At 38.2% G+C, this 19353-nt stretch carries 15 protein-coding genes; 3 read left to right on the top strand and 12 right to left on the bottom strand.

From position 1 onward, the window contains the following. Nucleotides 1-15: 15 nt before the first annotated feature. A complete protein-coding gene (hemL, locus tag BUL40_RS13425) occupies nucleotides 16-1296 on the top strand; it encodes a glutamate-1-semialdehyde 2,1-aminomutase (RefSeq protein WP_080319664.1) in 1281 nt (426 codons plus the stop codon). A 238-nt stretch (nucleotides 1297-1534) separates the two neighbouring features. Here hemL and BUL40_RS13420 read toward each other — a convergent pair whose 3' ends face one another. The 5 genes from BUL40_RS13420 to BUL40_RS13400 form a co-directional block, all read right to left on the bottom strand. Next, nucleotides 1535-2275, bottom strand: a complete 741-nt coding sequence (locus tag BUL40_RS13420) for a DUF3307 domain-containing protein (protein WP_080319663.1) — start codon at nucleotides 2273-2275, stop codon at nucleotides 1535-1537. Further along, nucleotides 2256-2879: a transcriptional regulator gene (locus tag BUL40_RS13415; protein WP_080319662.1), complete on the bottom strand. Its 624-nt coding sequence runs from the start codon at nucleotides 2877-2879 to the stop codon at nucleotides 2256-2258. Before BUL40_RS13415 ends, BUL40_RS13420 begins: the two co-directional genes overlap by 20 nt. A 171-nt stretch (nucleotides 2880-3050) precedes the next feature. After that, the gene (locus tag BUL40_RS13410) at nucleotides 3051-3503 is read right to left on the bottom strand and encodes a hypothetical protein (protein ID WP_141239675.1); all 453 of its coding nucleotides are present in this window, start codon (nucleotides 3501-3503) and stop codon (nucleotides 3051-3053) included. An 89-nt stretch (nucleotides 3504-3592) separates the two neighbouring features. Then, the gene (locus BUL40_RS13405) at nucleotides 3593-3784 is read right to left on the bottom strand and encodes a hypothetical protein (protein ID WP_010518536.1); all 192 of its coding nucleotides are present in this window, start codon (nucleotides 3782-3784) and stop codon (nucleotides 3593-3595) included. Between the two features lie 156 nt (nucleotides 3785-3940). After that, nucleotides 3941-6442: a zinc-dependent metalloprotease gene (locus BUL40_RS13400; RefSeq protein WP_080319661.1), complete on the bottom strand. Its 2502-nt coding sequence runs from the start codon at nucleotides 6440-6442 to the stop codon at nucleotides 3941-3943. 266 nt (nucleotides 6443-6708) lie between these two features. On the opposite strand from BUL40_RS13400, the gene BUL40_RS13395 reads away from it, so the two are divergent. Together BUL40_RS13395 and BUL40_RS13390 are read left to right on the top strand one after the other, a co-directional pair. After that, the gene (locus BUL40_RS13395) at nucleotides 6709-7431 is read left to right on the top strand and encodes a hypothetical protein (protein ID WP_080319660.1); all 723 of its coding nucleotides are present in this window, start codon (nucleotides 6709-6711) and stop codon (nucleotides 7429-7431) included. A 227-nt stretch (nucleotides 7432-7658) separates the two neighbouring features. After that, nucleotides 7659-8396 (top strand): hypothetical protein, encoded by a 738-nt coding sequence (locus BUL40_RS13390; RefSeq protein WP_080319659.1) that lies wholly within the window; start codon nucleotides 7659-7661, stop codon nucleotides 8394-8396. Nucleotides 8397-8453: 57 nt separating this feature from the next. On the opposite strand, the gene BUL40_RS13385 is transcribed toward BUL40_RS13390, so the two are convergent. The 7 genes from BUL40_RS13385 to lysS all read right to left on the bottom strand — a co-directional run bounded on the left by BUL40_RS13385 (nucleotide 8454) and on the right by lysS (nucleotide 19340). Continuing rightward, nucleotides 8454-9884, bottom strand: a complete 1431-nt coding sequence (locus BUL40_RS13385) for an SLC13 family permease (protein WP_080319658.1) — start codon at nucleotides 9882-9884, stop codon at nucleotides 8454-8456. Between the two features lie 59 nt (nucleotides 9885-9943). Beyond that, complete coding sequence (locus BUL40_RS13380) at nucleotides 9944-11323, bottom strand: c-type cytochrome domain-containing protein (RefSeq protein WP_244901876.1); 1380 nt, start codon at nucleotides 11321-11323, stop codon at nucleotides 9944-9946. 16 nt (nucleotides 11324-11339) lie between these two features. Beyond that, the gene (locus BUL40_RS13375; protein WP_080319656.1) at nucleotides 11340-12224 is read right to left on the bottom strand and encodes a sugar phosphate isomerase/epimerase family protein; all 885 of its coding nucleotides are present in this window, start codon (nucleotides 12222-12224) and stop codon (nucleotides 11340-11342) included. A 24-nt stretch (nucleotides 12225-12248) separates the two neighbouring features. Then, nucleotides 12249-13769 carry a DUF1501 domain-containing protein gene (locus BUL40_RS13370; protein WP_244901875.1) on the bottom strand — a complete coding sequence of 507 codons (1521 nt, stop codon included), beginning with the start codon at nucleotides 13767-13769 and terminating at the stop codon, nucleotides 12249-12251. 10 nt (nucleotides 13770-13779) lie between these two features. Next, nucleotides 13780-16503 (bottom strand): PSD1 and planctomycete cytochrome C domain-containing protein, encoded by a 2724-nt coding sequence (locus BUL40_RS13365; protein WP_080319655.1) that lies wholly within the window; start codon nucleotides 16501-16503, stop codon nucleotides 13780-13782. Between the two features lie 127 nt (nucleotides 16504-16630). Continuing rightward, nucleotides 16631-17464, bottom strand: coding sequence for an AraC family transcriptional regulator (locus BUL40_RS13360; RefSeq protein WP_141239674.1), 834 nt, complete (start codon nucleotides 17462-17464; stop codon nucleotides 16631-16633). 184 nt (nucleotides 17465-17648) lie between these two features. Then, nucleotides 17649-19340, bottom strand: a complete 1692-nt coding sequence (gene lysS / locus BUL40_RS13355; RefSeq protein WP_080319653.1) for a lysine--tRNA ligase — start codon at nucleotides 19338-19340, stop codon at nucleotides 17649-17651. Between the last annotated feature and the right edge of the window lie 13 nt (nucleotides 19341-19353).

Here is a 19353-nt window from a genome sequence, read left to right as displayed (position 1 = left end):
GTAAAATAAAATTACATGCGTTACCAAAGAAGCAGTGCATTATTTACCGAAGCAAAAAAATACATTCCAGGCGGTGTAAACTCACCTGTGAGAGCTTTTAAAGCAGTGGGCGGGGAACCTATTTTTATAAAACATGCCAAAGGAGCTTATTTAACAGATGAAGATGACAATGAGTACATTGATTATATTGCCTCATGGGGTCCTTTATTGTTTGGCCACGCCTATGCACCTGTGCTGAATGCGGTAATAGAAAAAGCTAAGAAAGGAACCTCTTTTGGTATTCCTACAGAAATAGAAACCAAATTGGCACAATTAGCGGTGAAAATGGTGCCCAACATAGACAAGATACGTTTTGTTAATTCTGGTACAGAGGCATGTATGAGTGCGGTACGCTTGGCTAGAGGATATACTGGTAGGGATAAAATCATAAAATTTGCTGGGTGCTATCATGGTCACTCAGATTCGTTTTTAATACAAGCGGGTAGTGGAGCGGTAACCTTTGGAAGTCCAAACAGTCCTGGTGTTACCCAAGGAACCGCAAAAGATACCTTGTTGGCCAATTATAACGATTTGGCAGGAGTAAAACAGTTGGTAGCAGCTAACAAAGGCGAAATTGCTGCTATAATTTTAGAGCCAGTTGCTGGTAATATGGGATGTATAATTCCTAAGGACGATTTTATCCACGGTTTACGTGAACTGTGTACCCAAGAAGGTATTTTATTGTTGTTTGATGAGGTAATGACCGGTTTTAGGTTGGCCGCTGGTGGTGCCCAAGAAGCCTTGGGGATAGATGCAGATATTGTTATGTTCGGTAAAGTTATTGGTGGTGGCTTGCCCGTAGGTGCTTTTGCTGCACGAGCAGAAATTATGGCTCATTTGGCTCCAGAAGGTCCTGTTTACCAGGCAGGTACGTTAAGCGGTAACCCATTGGCTATGAGTGCTGGTTTGGCTATGCTTACAGAAATAGATGAGAAACCAGAAGTGTTTACCAGTTTAGCAGCAAAAACGGAATACCTTCATAAAGGAATTGAATCTGTATTGACAAAACGTGGGATTACTCACCAAATAAATAGATTTGGCAGTATGATTTCGGTTCATTTTTGCGACCAACCGGTAACGGATTTTGCTTCTTCCGCGTTAGGTAATAACGACCGTTTTAAAGCCTATTTTCATGGCTTGTTAGACCAAGGAGTCTATTTGCCACCCTCGGCATTTGAAAGTTATTTTTTAAATGATGCTATTTCTTATCAAGACTTGGATAAGACTATAGAGGCGGTAGAAAAATGCAAACTTTAAGAAAACCCCGGATACCATAAAAAAGAAAAGCCTGCTTATAGCAGGCTTTTGCGTTTGTGTTTAAGTTTATTAAGGTAGTACCCCCAATTGTGCTACCAGAATAATTTGTGGTTAATGTTAACACGCTGCAAATTAATTCCTTATTTCCATTAGATATTGCATAAAAACCACAAAAAAACTATGGTTTTTGTGTATTCCTATATTTTTTATCGAAAATAATCGCATTTGTGATATTTTTTTAGGACAATTGGACTATAAGATAAGTGTACCCTAGGCCACACAGAATAGCCAAGCCAAAACTCAGTAGTGTTCCTATGAGAACGTATTCTGTAAGTTTTCTATTATTTCCTTTGTTCAAGTCTCCAAATCTGAAGACAGATTTAGCCGCGATTAATAACCCAATTGCTGCCCATTGATTGGCAATAATAAATCCAAAAACAAACAACCTTTCCAAGATTCCAATATACAGCCCAGCATTGGGTAGTGGTTCTCCTTCTGTAGATTGGTCTGTTTTGCCTTCATCCAAGTTTAATAGATTTATATAGGGCGTAAGAAACATTTTAATAAGTATTGCAGAAACAAAAGTGGCAAGGACTATGAACAATAACAATAGGTAAAATTGTACATCAAAATAATTGGACCAGGATATAGAAAATGGTTCTATAATGTAGTAAGCTAGAATTAGTATTAAGAGGTGTGCTAATTGATCTACAAGAAATAGTACACGACTGTTTTTTGGCGTACTGAACGCAAGTTTTCCCCAGTCTATGAGAAAATGTGTTACACCAATAAAAACCACTGTCCAAGTGTGTTTAAAACCCAAAAACAGCAACAATAACATCGCATGTACGCCAATATGTGCATACAAATATTTGGATTTGACTTTGTGTTTTTCTTTATGAACAACCCATTTCTTGGGCTGTAAAACAAAATCTCCTATAAAATGAGCAGCTAAAAGCTTAAGTAGTAAAAGTATCATTGTTTGTTATGTTTTTTGCATAATACGCCAGTAATTGACTTATTTCATCAAATCCGGCCCGTAATAGGGCCTCGCTTATCGTACTTTGTGATTTTCCCAATTGTTTGGCTAAATCTTTTTGTTGTGCTAAGGGGTTCGTCAGCGCCACCATAACTGTCTGCGCAGTTGCAGGTTGCCAATTATCCATAGTCAAAAGGCCAAGTTTTAGCATTAAATTAAGCGTTTCATTTAGTTTTGGTTGGGCTGTATTAATTACCAAAGTTTGTTTTTTCATTTCATGGAAAGCCTCTCCTGAACGAATAAAGGCAACACCGTTAGATTCCGTAATTTTTTCTGCATTATATTCCTTTGGCCCAATTCCTATTGAAATTCTAACATCTAGGTTTTTATGTTGTTTAAGGGCAGCTTTAATTAATATTGCAGTTTCTAGTGCCTTTACTGGTGTAACTTCTAATTGAAAACTGTCTCCTCGATAAATTTCCCATTGCTTTGGGGTATCGCCGTATAGATTTAGGATAGCTTTTAATTGGGTTAACCAATCTTGTGTTGCTATAGATCTAGAATTGATAATATCTCCTGTTAAAATTGCTACGTGATTATTCATACGGTAAATATCGTATAAATATCCGATATTTTTACATATCGTTTAAATAAACGAATAATAAATATATCGCTTAAAAAAGCGAAACGCATAAAAAGGAAGTAGCATTAAAAAAGAAAATCCCTTGTATTTACTTAAAAATACAAGGGATAAAAAACATCAACAAAAAAAACATTATCTACTGTGCCGTTCACCTTCTCTCAACATCTTATGCCTTTTACTGCCGTGATGCCTTCTAATTTTTTTCCAGTTTTCAAACTGTTCTTCAGAGAGTATTTTTTTAACTTCTTTTTGAAAAGCTATTCTCTGGTCTAGTCTAGCATTTTGCATAGCATAACGCTCCTCTTCAGTTAGCTTTGTTCTGTCTTCTTCCTCTCTAGACTTGCGTAAAGTATGCTGTTTCTCCCTAAGTTTTGCATGTTCTAAATGCAAACTCATAAACTGTTCGGCCTGTTTATCTGAAAGGTCTAGCGCTAGGGTTAACCGTTTTGTTTGTAAAGTGGCAATTTGTTCTGGCGTATAGTTGTTTCGCTTCTCTTTATTCCCATCTTTATGTCTGGGTTGTGCAAATACCATTGTTCCTGTAACAAGAAACGCCACTAAAAATGTTCTTAACTTCCTCATCATTATAATAGTTTTGATTTACTATTAAGACGATGGATTGAATGAAAGGTTTAAACGAGATATTAATTTTAGAATACTTTAACTGAACAAAATTAATTTAGTTCTTTCTCAAAAGTTTCTGTATCTAATTCCGCTTGCGGTAAATCTTCTGCTTGCGTTTCAACTACGGTAGAAGTTGTTATTTTTTCTTGGAAAGTATCTTGTTGCTCAAGATTATAATACATAACCGCTGCAGCAACAAAACCAGCAAAGTACAGTAAGCTTTTAATTTTATATGCTTTCATTTGTAAGAATTTGGGACTTCTAAAGTAGTAAAAGGTTCTGCTCCAAATTCAAATTTGTTGTGAATGGCAATTTACTGTAGGTGAAGTGTACAAAACTATAGACAAAAAAAAGACCTGTAAGAAAAACAGGCCTTTTTATGTAAGTTGTATGCTTATCTAATTGCTGGGGTCTAGTATTTGTTCAATACGGTACAGAGCATCTTGGTAATGATATCTAGACATTTGGTCACTAGTTCTAGCCAAACCATTTCTAATATCCCTTTTGAGGTTGGTTAACTCCCCCCTAGCTACCGATCTAATATCTGACTGACTAGTATTTACAGCGGTAGATTTACGGTAACCTCCAAAATCTGGAAGTTTTCTTTGATTTTCGGCCGTCATTAAATACGCTAATTGATCAATATGTGCTTTTTGCAAATTTCTACGGTAGGTATCTAGAGTTTTACCCGTTCTCGTTTCTGACCAAAGTCCCTTTCTTAGGTCAGACATTATAGCTGTAATGGTATATGCTTCTTTACCGTTTAAGGCTTCATTTTCTATAGCCCTGGCAAGTTTACCCAATCCTAAGACTGTTTTTAGCCTACTTTCTTGTAATGCTCTTATACGTTCAACAACCCCAGAGTATTGTGTTCTTCTAATAATGTCTTCGTCTAGCATCCATTCTGGCGTTGTAAATAACTCGGCCTGTAAAAAGTCCATACATTTTTTCTGATGTTCTTTGGATACATGTATGTAAACGGCGCCTTCTTGGTCCGCAGTTTTGTGGTATTCATATACACCGCCAATATTATTGGCTACATGGCCGGTATATCTATTAAACTGTGCTAATACTTGGCCGTACATGGTTTCTAACTCATCATAATTTTCACCTTCTTTGGTAGTCCATTTGATTAAGTTGGGTACTATGCGCTTAAGATTGGCTATGCCATACAAGCTAGCTTTTACCGCATCGTCACCTAAATCTTCCGTCTGGGAACTTGGGTCATGTATATCCCCTACCTGTTGGTGCCCAAAACGATATAAGGGATCGCCTTCGTGCGCCAAAATCCATTTATTCAAAACTGGTTTTTCTTCTTCTGCGGATTTATCCAATATAGGGCGATAACCCCATTCAATTGCATATTTATCATAAACCCCAATATCTGGCATAAGCGCAACACCCTCATCACCAGGCTGCGCCACATAATTAAAACGCGCATAATCCATAATGGAAGGGGCGGTACCGTATTTTTTAGTGAACGATGCAGAGCGTAAAGAGTCTACCGGATAGGCAACACTACTGCCCATGTTATGGGGTAAACCCAAGGTGTGGCCCACTTCATGAGAGGAAACAAATCGAATAAGACGCCCCATGATTTCGTCTTTAAACTCGGTTGACTGTGCTTCAGGATTGATTGCGGCAGTTTGTACAAAATACCAATTGCGTAACAATGTCATTACGTTATGGTACCAATTAATGTCAGATTCCAAAATTTCACCGCTTCTTGGGTCACTTACGTGGGGTCCGTTGGCATTGGGTATAGGAGAGGCTAAATATCTTACAACAGAATATCTAACGTCTTCTGGGCTCCATTCTGGGTCTTCTTCTTTAGAAGGTGGGTCCTTGGCTATTATGGCATCTTTAAAACCTGCCGCTTCAAAAGCTACTTGCCAATCTTCTATACCTTGTTTTATAAAAGGAATCCATTTTTTTGGAGTGGCCCTATCTATGTAATAAACAATTTGTTTTTTAGGTACTACCAATTCACCTCTTTTAAATTTTTCGATGTCCTCGTCTTTAACTTCTAAGCGCCATCTGTCTAAGTAAGTGATTGTTTTACTTTCTTGCGCGTCCAGACCGTAGTCTACCTGTCCGCGGGCAAACCAACCAACTCTTTCATCAAAATACCTACGTTTCATAGGTTCTTTAGGTAAAAGAATCATAGAGTTGTTTATTTCCAAAGAAATAGAGCCAAGGCTACTATTGCTAGGAGCACTACTCGCAAAATACGTTTTAACGTGCCTAGCCTCTATGTTTAATGGATAACTTTTTACACTTTCAATATAGCTTCTATCACCATCTAATCTACTAACCTTGTATCTTTTTCTGTAGCCAGATGGTAGCCCCAATGCGTTAACGTCTTTGGTAAATAATGGGTCTATTTCTATAACCGTAGCCGGGTTTATAGAATCCTTTTTATTAAAGGCCTTAATATCAAAAGAGTAAAGTACAGGTTCAAAATTAGAGTTTACTACAGCTTCGTGGATGGGTAAAGAATCGGCTGCAAAATTTTCATAAGAAACAACGCGTAATAATACTTTTTTAGGCTTTTTTTCCCAACGCATTACTTGGGTATTGATCTTTCCACCACCAAAACCAATTCCGGTAGCAGTCTTGGATATTCTGCTAACCATAAGCATTTCTCTATTAAATAGAGAATCTGGAATTTCGTAGTAATGCTTGTCATCCAAGGTATGTACCTTAAACAAGCCATCGTCTGTTTTAGCTTCTTTAGTGATTACCTTGGAATAAGGTTGAATGTCTCCCTTTTTAGGTTTAGGAGCAGAATTCTGTTCTGTTTTTTTCTTCTTTTTTTTAAATAATTGTGCCGAGGAAGGAGTTACGAGCCCCATGCACAACACCAAAAGCAGTGCTTTTGGAAGTAATTTTTGAATCATTTTAGTCACTTTGGATTAGTCAATACTTTCAAAGAACCTAAAAATTAATTCGTAATGGTGTTAAAAGAATATTAATGCTGAATATTTTAAGCATATTGTCTAACCTTTGGGAGTCCTGCCTTTTGTTGGTGTTATGGCTTGTAATGTGCATTATAGTTGGGATAAGGGGAGTATTGAAAAAATGTTAAAATGAAAATGCTGCTGTAACAAAACTTAAAAATAGCGGTCTTATTTGCAAAGACATCAATCATCAAATCAATCAAAAAATGTACAAATTAGTAATGATTTATGGAGCGCTATTTTTAGGAAATAGTCCCATGCCAGAGACACAGCAAGTAGAAAATGTTGAAGTGCTTAAAAATGAAGTTTTAGTTCAAGACCAACTAGCTTCTATAGAAGCAAAATCAAGAGAATTAGAGGTAACCACCTTTTTATCCAAGCCAATTTCTGAAGATAAAACTACCTATTTAACGGTAGAGGATATTGAGTATATAGACCTAGAGGACTTGGAAGAGTTAGATTTTAATACAAAAGATTACCTTCCGGAAAACTTTGATCCTTACAAATACTATGCAAATTTAAATGATATGGTATATGACGAAATTGAGGAGGGGAATGACTTGGGGTTTGACACCAAAGACTACTTACCTTCTAATTTTGATGCCTATGCCGCACCAGCGAACATTATGAATGTAAGTTATACAGAAATAGAAGAGGAGATAGATTTTGACTCAAAAAAGTATTTGCCAGAAGGTTTTGATCCGTATAGCTTTTATTTTGATATCAGCAGTGTGAATTATATTGAAATTGAAGCTTTAGAGGAAGTGGAGCTAGGTTTTGATACCGTTGATTATTTGCCAGAAAATTTTGACCCATACAGCGTGGGCAACGTATTGCAGAATGTAAATTATATAGACATTAAGGATATGGAAAACGTACAAACAGATGTATCTCTATTACCTGTTAATTTTAATGCGTACGCAAAATAAAGAAACGATAAGATGTTTCATTTTATCAAATTTTGAGTTAGTTAGTTAGTTGAAATAGCCCAATTCTAGAATTGGGCTATTTTATTGTAGTTCATCGAAAAAAAAGACCCTTTTATCTATCCGTTGGAGATTTTTGCTATTTTGACAACAAATAGATATGAATTGGCCACTTTTTTTTGTGCAGTCTATTGATCTATCTCAAATTTGTTTTACCAAATCTTTATACCATGAAATTTACAAAGTACATCTTAGCCTTTATTTGTTTGGGTGCCACTTTTGGTAGCTTAAACGCGCAGGAAGTAAGTGATAGGGAAATTATTGCATTACTAGAATTAAGGGCTAGGACTAATGGAGAAAATTGGACTCACAAATGGGACCAAACTAAACCAGTTCGTACTTGGTACGGAATTACGGTAGAGGATGGTAAGGTTGTAGGTTTAGAACTTTCTAATAATAACCTTGTGGGTAATTTACCGCTAACAATTGGTAACCTAAGAAATTTAAGGGTATTGGATTTATCCAACAATAAACTAGAAGGTAGAATACCAGTTGAGTTAAGAAAGTTTAACCATCTTTTGGTTGCAGATTTAAGTGGTAATCATTTCAAGGGTAAAATACCGTCTACCATTAATAGGTTAAAAAAATTAAAGGAATTTAATTTGGCCAATAACCAACTAAGCGGCGAGTTGCCCAATTCTTTGACTGAATTGCAGCAATTAGAAAATTTGGTTTTAACAAACAATAAATTGGAAGGTAAAATGCCTTTAGGAATGGAGCAACTAAAGAACCTTAAAGGACTTTATTTGGCCAATAACAATTTTAATGATTTAAATAATCTAAAGACACTGGCAAGTCAACAAATTATCTTAACGGATATTGCCATAGAAAAAAATGGTTTTAAGCAAATAGACTTTTCTAAGACAGAGTCTAGGGCTGCAAAACTTAAGTTTTCTGACTTGGAATAAACATTTATAATTTTGAATTAGATATATTAAGGCTCTGGTTATCCAGAGCTTTTTTTATTAAAATAGCATAGGTACCACAAACTGAAAAACCAGAATAAGTAAACCTACTGCTATTAGGTTTAGCAAAACCCCAACTTTGGCCATTTGTGATACTTTAACATGGCCGCTAGCAAAGACTATTGCATTGGGAGGGGTTGCCATAGGTAACATAAAGGCGCAACTACTGGCAATGGTTACGGGTATCAATAAATGTAAAATAGGTATTTCTAAACCTATGGCTATACCGGCAACTACTGGAGCTAAAACGGCAACTAAAGCAACATTGCTCATTACCTCTGTCATAAAAAGCATTAATAAAATTAAAAACGAGGCCATAAGTATTATACTAATATCACTAGTAGCAATGTAATTGGCAACCAAATCTACAATTCCACTTACAGACATGCCTTTTGCTAAAGCCAACCCACCACCAAAAAGAATTAGGATGCCCCAGGCTAATTTGGAGGTGTCTTGCCATTTAATAATAAAATCGGCTTTTTTGGTATTGTAGGGAATAGCAAACAAGGCCAAGGCAGCAAAAATACTAATCATTGTGTCCGATAGACCTAAACTTGGGAAAATAGAATTGATCAATGTCCTGAATATCCATAGAAATACAGTAACTCCGAAGATAATAAGTACTTGCTTTTCCTTTCCAGACATAGGGCCAAGCTTGTTTAGTTCGTTTTGGATTACGGAGCTTGATGCGTTAAACGAAAGCCCCTTTGTTGGAAACATTAATTTTACCAAAACTACATAGGTGATACCTATCATGATTATGGAAAACGGTAACCCCATGACCATCCATTTAAGAAAAGAAATTTGAATGTTATATTCATTTTCTAGCAATCCTATCATGACCGAATTGGGCGGGGTACCTATTACAGTAGCAATACCACCGGCATTTGCAGAAAAAGCGATGCCCAACATAACGCTAAGGGCAAAATGTTTATCCTTTTTAGTAAAACCGTCATCATCATGAATTAAAAGATTAATTACGGAAAGGGCTATCGGGAGCATAACCACGGTACTAGCGGTATTACTGATCCACATGCTTAGAGTGGCAGTTGCGATCATAAAGCCTAATACAACTTTGTTAGGCGTTGTTCCTGTGATTCTAATAATATTTAGGGCTATGCGCCTGTGTAAGTTCACTTTTTCTAAAGCAAGAGCCATTACAAACCCTCCAAAAAACAGAAAAACAATTGGGCTGCCATAATTTGCGCCTACCTCTGCAATGGGCAGAATATCCAACAATGGAAAAAGAAGCAAAGGCAATAAAGCGGTTACTGAAATTGAGGTAGCCTCCGTAATCCACCAAACAAGCATCCAAAGGGCAACCGCTATTACGGCATCACCTTTAGGATTCACCATATCAAAAGGTAGAAGAAGAACGGCTAAAAATAGTAAGGGGGCTATAATAAGTCCTAATCGTTTACTCAAATCCATAGTTGGCGGTATAAGTCCCCTAAACTAGTTTTTTTCTCTTTCTTATAAAAGCCTGATTTTTAATAGATGATGGAATCCGATGGAATAGGGGGTAACTCGTACCCTCCGTAATCCAGAATAAGTTGCCCATCTTTTAATGATTTTGGTCCTTTTTTATCCACCTTGGTTTTAAAGAGATAGACTTTTTCTAAACTTTTAAAGGAGCTAAAAATATCCACCGGTTGGTCAAATAAACTTCCTGACAAGTTGATTGTATGTAGGTATTCTAAATTTTTCAAAGCATCTATGCCATTGCCTGTCAGGCCAGTATTGTCCAGTTTAAGGGTTGAAAGGTTAGGAAATTGTGTCAATTTTTCAAAGATGGCGTCCGTTACCTGTGTACCTCCCAAATCGAGCTGGGCGATCTGTTCCCTAACAGGTCTAAGCTTATCAAAATCATCATCCTTAAAATTAGGCTTGTTAATGCAGGATACACTTAAAAAATGGGTAGACTCACTGATGGGGTCAAGATAGATTCCGTATTTTTCAATGCTCTTAATGCTGTCTTGTGATGCTTCAGGAACCTCTAGTTCCGGATGGCTTTTATAGCTTGTACTAGGAAAAAAGGAAATGAAAAGGTCCTTTTTTAGTCCGATTTCTTTAACGGTACCTTCAAACGGATGCCCGGCATCCATCCACGCAGAAATCAATTTAATTTCCTCTTTTGAGGGTTGTTTTTTCCCCTCAGGCGGCATATGGTCATCATCCTCCATGGGTAATACCATACGGGCGTACAGTTCACTCTCTTTGCTATGCGATGCCAAAACAGCACCACTTTCTCCGCCTTTCAGAATACCTTCTTTTGAATGCAACAGTAAGGCGCCCTTGTCTTTTTTAGGGTTGTGGCAGCTAACGCATTTACTGTTTAAAATAGGTTGAATGACTTCTTCATAAACGAGGGCGTCCTCCCAATTTTCTTCGGTCAGTGCCAATTCCTTTTCTTCGATTATTTCAAAGCCCAATAGCGATTTTACCGAGTTGGGCAATGGTTCTATCAAATATGCTTCGCCATGGGTAATGTTGCCCCCTTGATGCCCCGTAAATGAAATCAGGACAAATGCAATAACGCTTAGGATAGAAATGGGTGCTTTCACTAAAAAACTAACGGTTTTCTTAGGACTTATTTTTAGGTACATGGCAAAGCAGAAAACGGCGGTTATAATTCCCAACCATAAATGCCATTTTACGGAATCATAGGAATATCCTTCGCCTTGATATTGTAAATACCCGGTAATACATGCTAATACGGCCGTAATACCTGCCCAGAAATAGACAATGGCAATAACCTTATGCCATTCATTCGCTTTTCTGTCATACCATTGCAGAAGCAGTACCAAAATTAGAAAGCCAATGGGTAGGTGTACGATTAAGGGGTGCAAACGCCCGAGTAATTGTTGCATTATTTCCATTTACTAATTACTCCAAATTTAAACGTTGTTTTAGGGCTTGCATCATGTACACATTGGCCTTCCACTGGTCGGTTACCGGTAAATGAGAGTAGGGTAGGGTTGGCATATAGTCTGGCGGTCCAAATTCTGTGGTTACCGTAAAAGTATCTTGGCTTTTCCATTTACTGCGAATGATTTTCTCCCAAATATCCAGATGCCTATCCACCGCTTTTCTCCATTCCGGGGCTTGTGGGTCACTAACTTGTGGGCCTTCTGCATGGCCAACTCTGGCATGAATGTGATGCGTGCGCTCTATTACTTCTTCGAGTTTATCTTCCTGAGCGGTTAAAAGGGATTCATGTACTACCATCCAGTGGCTAATGTCAAGGTTTAATTTTAGTTCTGGGATGGATTTTAAGTACTTTTTGGTGTCTACCATGTTAAAACTGAATCTACCTCTGTGGGTCTCATGGTAGACAGGCACACCATATTTCTTTGCGGCCTTGTTGGCAGCATCAATAAAGGCCTGGTTTTCTTCAAAAGAATAAAAATCGTTGCCCGTATGGCAATTGATGTAGGCAGGTTTCCAAGCCGCAATTTTTTCGAAGTTGTTCGTGTACGCTGCTAAGCTCTCTTCAAAAGGAATGGACTTATTGGTTCCGTTTAGAAAACCAACCAACAGGTCATATTTTTTTAAAGCGGCTTTTAACTCTTTTTGGTCTTTTTCGTTGTTGGGAAACCATGTTTCTAGTCCGTCATAACCAGAGGCTTTTGTTCTTTCGCAAAAGACATCCCAAGAAACGGAACGACCCCAATCCGTTTGAAAAAAAAGTACTTTTTTTGTGGACTGTGCCATCCCCAAAAGGGTAAAAAACGACAGAGCAAAAGCTGTCAAAATCTTCTTAAGTATCATGTGTTGGTTGGTTTAGTAGATGGTTTATGCCAGTATTTCTTTAATAATTTCCCCTTCCACATCGGTTAATCTAAAGGGTCTCCCTTGAAAATCGAAAGTAAACTCTTCATGGTTAAAACCGAGTAAATGTAGAATGGTTGCATGTACATCATGAACCGAAACCCTGCCTTCTATTCCAGAAAAGCCAATATCGTCCGTTGCACCCTGCGAAGCACCTTTTTTGATACCTCCACCGGCCATCCACATGGTAAAAGCATCACCATGATGGTCTCTGCCTTTATAGGCCATTTCTTTGTTGCCCCGGTTCTCTTGCATTGGCGTACGCCCAAATTCGCCGCCCCAAACAATAAGGGTGTCTTCTAAAAGTCCCCGTTGCTTCAAATCCATAATCAAAGCTGTCATAGGGCGGTCAATTTCACGGCATTTGTTACGCAACCCCAGGTCAATAGAACCCTCACGGACGTTACCGTGGGTATCCCATCCCCAGTCGAAAAGCTGCACGAAGCGTACCCCATCTTCCACCAGTTTTCTGGCCAATAAACAGTTGTTGGCAAAAGATTCTTTGCCGGGTTCTACGCCGTACATTTGTTTAATATGCTCCGGTTCGTTGTTGATGTTCATGACCTCTGGTACCGCAATTTGCATGCGGTAGGCCATTTCATATTGGTTAATACGCGCTAAAATTTCAGGATCGGCATATTTTGCATATTCCTCTTTATTGATTTTATTGATGGCATCTATGGTGCTTTTCTTCAAGTTTCTTGAAATACCATCTGGGTCTTCAATATACAGCACGGGGTCGCCTTTGGAGCGACATTGTACACCTTGATAAACGGACGGTAGAAAACCACTGCCCCAAACACTTTTACCGGCATCAGGGGTGTTTCCGCCGGATGTCAACACCACAAAACCGGGTAGATTTTGGTTTTCAGAACCCAAACCGTATGTTGCCCAAGCGCCAATACTAGGCCTGCCCAATCGTGGACTACCCGTATGCATGAACAACTGGGCGGGACCATGATTAAATTGGTCCGTGTGTACTGCTTTTAAAAATGCTACCTCATCAACCACCTTTTTAAAATGCGGTAGAAAGTTAGACACCCAATTTCCCGACTCCCCTTCTTGTTTGAATTCGGCTTGAGGCCCCATTAATTTGGGGGTTCCCTTGATAAAAGCGAATTTTTTCCCTTCTAATAACGATTGCGGACAATCTTGCCCATGGTATTTCTGAAGTTGCGGTTTGTAATCGAACATTTCTAGTTGCGAAGGAGCCCCGGCCATGTGTAAATAGATAACCGATTTTACTTTGGGTCCGTAATGCGGGGCTAAGGTAGCTAACGGGTTCAAATCCCTTTCGGTGAAACTGTTTTGGGCAATTGCTTTTGGTTTTTGCAGCGGATCGCAACCCATAAAAATGGAACTCAATGCCAAGCCGCCCATTCCTTGGGCACAACTTTTTATAAAGTGTCTTCTGGTCTTGGCTTGGGTCTCTCTTTCTAGTTTTTCCCGCAATAATCTATTGACGATATCGGTATGATGTTTCACTTTTTTGGTTTTAGGCTTTGGTTAAAAATTCATCCAAATTCATAATGGCATTGGCCACAACGGTAAGCGCGCTAAGTTCCGGGCTTGGTTGTTCCTCAAAATGTAAAAAGAGTTCGTATGCCTTAGGGTCTTTTTTAAATTCCGTGAGGGAACTATCATAAAGCTTCATTAAGGCCTCTAGTTTTTTACTATCTATTTTGGAAAGGGTCGCTTTTGAGTAGGCTTTACCTATACTTTTTTCTATATCGGAAACATTAAAACTGTTTTTGGCCAAATGGTAGGAAGCCTCTAAATACACAGGGTCGTTAAGAGTAACCAATGCTTGTAAAGGCGTATTGGTTACCGTTCTTCTAATTGTGCAAACTTCTCGTGAGCCTGCATCAAAGGTAAGAAAGGAAGGGTAGGGGCTTGTCCGTTTTAAATAAGTGTATACCCCTCTTCTATAACGGTCTTCCCCTTTACTTTCCACCCATTTGGCGCCATTGTAAACCGTTTGCCAAACGCCATCGGGTTGAGGGGGCATAACTCCTGGACCATACATTTTAGTACTTAAAATTCCGGCTACGGCCAATGCTTGATCCCTAATTTGTTCCGCCCCTAGGCGAATTCTAGGTCCACGCGCGTACAGCTCATTTTCAGGATCCAAACGGTACATTTTTGGACTGCTTTCAGAACTTTGGCGATATGTACCGGACATTACAATTTCTTTAATAAGCGCTTTAAGGCTCCAATTCATTTCGTTCATAAAACGGAGAGATAGCCAATCTAAAAGAGCAGGATGGGACGGCGGTTCTGATTGCGAACCTATATCTTCTACCGTAGACACTATCCCTCGACCATAAATTTGATGCCAAACACGGTTTACCAGCGTTCTTGCCGTTAACGGATTTTTTTTATCTACCATCCATTTAGAAAGCCCCAATCGGTTATCAGGCCAATCATTGTTCCAGGCGTTTAAACTTGCAGGTACACCAGGTTCTACGGTATCGGTCTTGGTAAGCCAACTTCCACGGTCAAACAACTGTGTGGTTCGCTTCATATAATCTGGGTTCTCGGCCATAATAGGCACGGTAAGGGAGTTTGTATTCAAGAGTTCTAGGAAATCTGAATTGATTTTGTTCCATCCAGATTCATTTTTTCCCGGTATGTCAGGAACAAAACCCACCCAATAGAGGTTTAGGATATTCACTTCTTTGGCAACCGAGTTATTTTGCGTTTCAATGTAGATATTCGTTTTTTCGGATATCGGTTTAATGGGAAATCGGGAGGTGGTATTGTTTTTTGATTTATTAATGGTAAACTGGCCTAAAATAGGCCCGTTGGCATCTCCTTTTCTAATCGTCATTTTAGTGCCATCATAGTGGGAGCGATAATTTAGATATACAAAACTAGCTTCTTCGGTATAGGCATTTTCAATAATGGAGCTGCCATCATCCCAATAAACCACTGATGCATGGTCATCATACACACTGTTTTTGAATTCTTTGAAGAAATGCGATTTGTAAACGGGTTCGGTAAACTGTAAAAAATCCTTTGTTTTTTTCACCGTAGCTTTATCGCCATATTCAGTAACCCAGTCAACTACCTTATGCATTTGTTCTTGCTGCTCTGGCGTATACATTTTTAGAACAGGAGATTCATTAGGAACATCCTCATCCCTGGTATTGTTGAAGAATGCCATTAGGTTATAATACTCCTTATGCACAAAGGGGTCGTAAGGGTGGCTGTGGCATTGAACACACTCCATAGTAGTGCTCTGCCAAACCGAAAAGGTTGTGTTTACACGGTCTATTACAGCGGCTACCCTAAATTCCTCATCGTCCGTGCCGCCTTCGTCATTATTCATGGTGTTTCTATGAAAAGCAGTTGCGATCAATTGATCTACCGAAGGGTCTGGCAAAAGGTCGCCCGCAAGTTGCTCAATGGTAAACTGGTCATAAGGCATATCTTGGTTTAAGGCATCGATGACCCAATCACGATATTTCCAGATTTCTCTTCCCCGGTCCTTTTCATAACCCTTAGAGTCTGCATATCTTGCCAAATCTAACCACCAAGTTGCCCATTTTTCGCCATAGGCGGGGTTGTTTAATAGCGAATCTATTAAGGTTTCGTACGTGATTTTGCCCGTGTCAAAATCTAGCAGTTGTTTCTCTGATGGAGGAATCCCGATAATATCCAGAGCCGCCCTTCTAGCAATAATATTTTTAGGAGCCGGACCATTGGGAATAATTTCTTTATCGTTTAGTTTGGCCAAAATGAAATGGTCGATGTCATTTTTGATAAAATCGGATGCATCCTTAGGAACAAAACTAGCCTCTGCAGTAATAGCAGGTACCGCTACTTTTTCGGGAAGCGAGTACGCCCAATGTTCGCCCCATTCCGCACCTTGGTCTATCCACTTGGTCAATAGTTCAATTTCTTCATCAGGTAGCTTTTTAGCCTCGTAGGGCATACGAACCTCGAGATCATCTGAATGTAATCTTTTAATAAACTCACTAGCGGCTGCATCTCCTTTGATGATTGCCGGTTTTCCCGATTCGGTAGCTGCAAAGGCCTCCTCCTCGAACAAGACACTAAACCCTCCACTTTTTTTGACCCCACCATGGCAAGAAATACATCTTTTATTTAGGATGGGCTTAATTTGTGTATTAAAATTTACACGCCTATCTGGTTTACACGCTACACTAAAAAATGCAAATAGTATTACTTTAAAAATATAGTTTCTAGTTTTCAATAATGCAGTATTATTAATTTACTCAGTGATAGGATGATACTACCTATCTGATTTTAAAATTAATAGGATACGTACTTATAAAAATGGACTATATTACTATAAGTATGGATAATACACTTTAAACGTTTTAATTGGCTTTTCTGTAAGCTAAAGGTGAGCAGCCAATGTTTTTTTTGAAAAGGCGAGTAAAATAAAATGGGTCTTGAAACCCTAATTTAAAACTGATTTCTTTTATACTTAAATCAGTGAATTTTAGATATTCACAGGCTTTTTGTGTTTTTTTTAAATTAAAAAACTGGATTAGCGAGTAGCCCGTTTGCTTTTTAAAGGTGTTTAATACGTAGCTATTTGAATAATTAAAACGTTCAGCAACATCTTTGGTTTTTAAGGTTTTGTCAAGGTTTTGACTTAGATAACCTTTGATTTTTTCTACAAGTGTAGTGGCATGGACAGGATTATTCTTTTCAATATCTGCATATAACAAAGAGGTAATAAAATTTAGCCCTAAAAGATTGGCATATTCTAAATAGGATAGGGCATGTTCATTTTTAATTAACCTGTAAACCTGATTGAATTGGCTAATTCTATATTCTGTATAGACTACTTCTGGATTTTTGTTAGATAAACCTTGAAACTTTTTAAATATACCATGGGCCAAGTCGCCATTAAAATGCATCCAATATATGCTCCAAGGTTGTTTTGAATGGGCCTCATAGATGTGCGCTATATTTTTTGGTAAGACGCAATAGGTGTTAGCACTTAATTGTGTTTTAAAATTCATATATTCAATGCTACCAAAACCGTCTGTGCAATAGATTAAGATATATTCTTCCGCACCATTTTCTCTATGAACATAATGGCCATGTGCCTTTGGATAATATCCAATGTCTGTAATGTAAAAGCTCTTTGAAAGTGCATTTTCTTTTAGTTGTTCCTGTATAGGTTTTGGAAGAACTATCATTTTTTGACCTAGAAAGCCATGGTTAGATGTTTTTTTGGTGTTTATCAATTTAAAATACGGTTATTAGCAATTGGCCTAATTTGTACCTAAACAATTTTCTGTTAATCTAAGTTATTTAATATAGACCAAAAAGAAAAGGACAGCATTGCTGTCCTTTTCTTAATTAAATAGTAAATAATTATTTTTAGCCGGTATACTTAACCAGAAGTGTATCAGCTATTTTTTCTATTTTAATTTGCCCTAATTTAGATAGGTTTTTGGTGCTCTTATCCCATTTTTTACCGCTTAAACCGGCAGCGGCTTTAAGATCTGCCAATGGCATTTCTCCCTGTGGTTTTAGAATATCTATTAAAGCTTTCTCTTCTTCAGTTAGTTCTACCTTTTTCTTTTCTGGTCGCATTTGCGGGAAGAAAAGTACTTCTTGTATGGAAGAGTTATTGGTCATTAACATTACCAAGCGATCTATACCTATACCAATACCAGAAGTTGGAGGCATACCATATTCCAAGGCGCGTAAAAAGTCTTGGTCTATAAACATGGCCTCGTCGTCACCTTTTTCAGAAAGTTTTAATTGGTCTTCAAAACGTTCTCTTTGATCAATAGGATCGTTTAGCTCTGAGTACGCATTAGCCAATTCTTTACCGTTTACCATCAACTCAAAACGCTCAGTTAATCCTGGTTTGCTTCTGTGTGCTTTGGTTAACGGACTCATTTCTTTTGGGTAATCTGTAATAAATGTAGGTTGTATGTAATGGTGCTCACATTTTTCACCAAAAATCTCATCAATTAACTTACCAACGCCCATAGTATCATCCACTTCCAAGCCTAAGTTTTTGGCAGTTTCTCTTAGTTGCCCTTCATCCATACCAGAAACATCAATTCCTGTATGTTCTTTAATAGCATCTAAAATTGGTACTCGTGCGTAGGGTGCTTTGAATTCAATTTCATTTTTTCCTACGGTTACTTTTGTGCTTCCATTCGCATCCAAAGCAATTTTTTCCAACAATTGCTCGGTGGTATCCATCATCCAATTGTAATCCTTGTAGGCAACGTATAATTCCATTACCGTAAATTCCGGATTATGGGTGCGGTCCATTCCTTCGTTTCTAAAATCCTTAGCAAACTCGTAAACCCCATCAAAACCACCAACAATCAATCGTTTTAGGTATAATTCGTTAGCAATTCTTAGGTATAGTGGAATATTTAATGCGTTATGATGCGTTAAAAACGGTCTTGCCGCTGCACCACCTGGAATGGGTTGTAAAATTGGGGTCTCTACCTCTAGATACCCTTTTGCATTATAAAATTCACGTATACTATTGGTAATTTTTGTTCTTTTGATAAAGGTCTCTTTAACCTTTGGGTTTACCACTAAATCTACGTACCTCTGACGGTAACGCATTTCGGGGTCGTTAAACTCGTCATATACATTTCCTTCTGCATCGGCTTTTGGTAAAGGTAATGGCCTTAAGGCTTTGCTAAGTAGGGTAAAGTTTTTAACCATTACGGTTTTTTCGCCTACTTGGGTGGTGAATAACTCACCCTCAACACCAATAATATCGCCTATATCTAAAAGTTTTTTATAAACTTCGTTGTATAGGTTTTTGTCTTCGCCAGGACAAATTTCGTCACGGTTAAAATAAACTTGAATTCTGCCAGCACTATCTTGCAGTTCTGCAAATGAAGCTTTCCCTTGAATTCTTCTACTCATTAGACGTCCGGAAATAACCACTTTTTTACCTTCTTGGTAATTTTCCTTGACCTGTTTAGAGGTGTGGTCTACAGGATATAGCGCAGCTGGATAGGGGTCTATGCCTAAAGCTCTAAGTTTGCCTAATTTTTCTCTACGTACTAATTCTTGCTCTGACAGTTGCATGGGCTAAAAAAAA

It is taken from the genome of Croceivirga radicis (assembly GCF_002072105.2).
In the GTDB taxonomy this organism is placed as follows: Bacteria; Bacteroidota; Bacteroidia; order Flavobacteriales; family Flavobacteriaceae; genus Croceivirga; species Croceivirga radicis.
The sequence above is the reverse complement of the archived record's forward strand: the minus strand, read 5'-3'. Positions and strand labels throughout refer to the sequence as shown.

Coding starts and splice junctions, on each gene's coding strand:
- hemL (WP_080319664.1), top strand. CDS start 16: ATGCGTTACCAAAGAAGCAGTGCATTATTTACCGAAGCAAAAAAATAC.
- BUL40_RS13420 (WP_080319663.1), bottom strand. CDS start 2,275: ATGATACTTTTACTACTTAAGCTTTTAGCTGCTCATTTTATAGGAGAT.
- BUL40_RS13415 (WP_080319662.1), bottom strand. CDS start 2,879: ATGAATAATCACGTAGCAATTTTAACAGGAGATATTATCAATTCTAGA.
- BUL40_RS13410 (WP_141239675.1), bottom strand. CDS start 3,503: ATGATGAGGAAGTTAAGAACATTTTTAGTGGCGTTTCTTGTTACAGGA.
- BUL40_RS13405 (WP_010518536.1), bottom strand. CDS start 3,784: ATGAAAGCATATAAAATTAAAAGCTTACTGTACTTTGCTGGTTTTGTT.
- BUL40_RS13400 (WP_080319661.1), bottom strand. CDS start 6,442: ATGATTCAAAAATTACTTCCAAAAGCACTGCTTTTGGTGTTGTGCATG.
- BUL40_RS13395 (WP_080319660.1), top strand. CDS start 6,709: ATGTACAAATTAGTAATGATTTATGGAGCGCTATTTTTAGGAAATAGT.
- BUL40_RS13390 (WP_080319659.1), top strand. CDS start 7,659: ATGAAATTTACAAAGTACATCTTAGCCTTTATTTGTTTGGGTGCCACT.
- BUL40_RS13385 (WP_080319658.1), bottom strand. CDS start 9,884: ATGGATTTGAGTAAACGATTAGGACTTATTATAGCCCCCTTACTATTT.
- BUL40_RS13380 (WP_244901876.1), bottom strand. CDS start 11,323: ATGCAACAATTACTCGGGCGTTTGCACCCCTTAATCGTACACCTACCC.
- BUL40_RS13375 (WP_080319656.1), bottom strand. CDS start 12,224: ATGATACTTAAGAAGATTTTGACAGCTTTTGCTCTGTCGTTTTTTACC.
- BUL40_RS13360 (WP_141239674.1), bottom strand. CDS start 17,464: ATGATAGTTCTTCCAAAACCTATACAGGAACAACTAAAAGAAAATGCA.
- lysS (WP_080319653.1), bottom strand. CDS start 19,340: ATGCAACTGTCAGAGCAAGAATTAGTACGTAGAGAAAAATTAGGCAAA.